At 62.3% G+C, this 857-nt stretch carries 1 protein-coding gene and 1 pseudogene; one reads left to right on the top strand and one right to left on the bottom strand.

Going from position 1 to position 857, the window contains the following annotated elements; genetic code table 11:
- On the top strand, window positions 1-707 hold a 707-nt coding region (locus tag A5696_RS29050; protein WP_067873297.1), incomplete at its 5' end, for a cyclopropane mycolic acid synthase family methyltransferase.
- Between the two features lie 37 nt (window positions 708-744).
- Here A5696_RS29050 and A5696_RS29045 read toward each other — a convergent pair.
- A pseudogene (locus A5696_RS29045) lies at window positions 745-857 on the bottom strand (class I SAM-dependent methyltransferase); the annotation flags it as partial.

Genomic DNA, 857 nt, shown 5'->3' with positions numbered 1-857 from the left:
TCGACCTGGCGCTCGGCAAGCTGAACCTCGAGCCGGGGATGACGCTGCTCGACGTCGGTTGCGGCTGGGGCGGTGCGCTACAACGAGCGGTCGAGAAGTTCGACGTCAACGTCATCGGAATCACCCTCAGCCGCAACCAGTTCGAGTACAGCAAGGCGAGGCTGGCCAAGGTCCCGACCGGGCGCAGCGTCGAGGTGCGGCTGCAGGGCTGGGAGGAATTCGAGGACCACGTCGACCGCATTGTCACGATCGGCGCCTTCGAAGCGTTCAAAGCGGACCGTTGGCCGGCGTTTTTCGAACGGGCCTACGAGATCCTGCCCGACGACGGCCGGATGTTGCTGCACACGATTCTCGCGCATTCCCAAAAACAGCTGCACGAGCTCGGCGTCTCGCTGACCATGAGCGACGTGCGGTTCACGCGATTCATCTACACCCAGATCTTTCCCGGCGGGCAGTTGCCGGCGCAGGAAGACATTCTGAAATTGGCGCCCGCGGCCGGATTCACCGTCGAAAAGGTGCAATTGCTGCGGGAGCACTACGCCCGCACGCTCAATATGTGGGCGGCGAATTTAGCGGCGAACCGGGAAAAGGCGCTCGCCATCCAGTCCCAAGAGGTCTACGACCGGTACATGAAGTACCTCACCGGCTGCGCCAAGCTGTTCCGCGAGGGCTACACCGACGTCAACCAATTCACCTGCGAGAAGTAGCCGGGCGCCTGGGAGCGCCCGGCCAGCGGTGCGCTACTTACTTGGCCAGCGTGAACTGGCCGACGTTGCTGATGCCCTTCAGGAAGAAGTTTTCACACCCCGTCAGGTAGTGCATATAGCGGTCGTAGACCTCTTGGGACTGGATGGCGA

This window comes from Mycobacterium sp. E2699 (assembly GCF_001666745.1).
Classification (GTDB): Bacteria; Actinomycetota; Actinomycetes; order Mycobacteriales; family Mycobacteriaceae; genus Mycobacterium.
The sequence above is the reverse complement of the archived record's forward strand: the minus strand, read 5'-3'. Positions and strand labels throughout refer to the sequence as shown.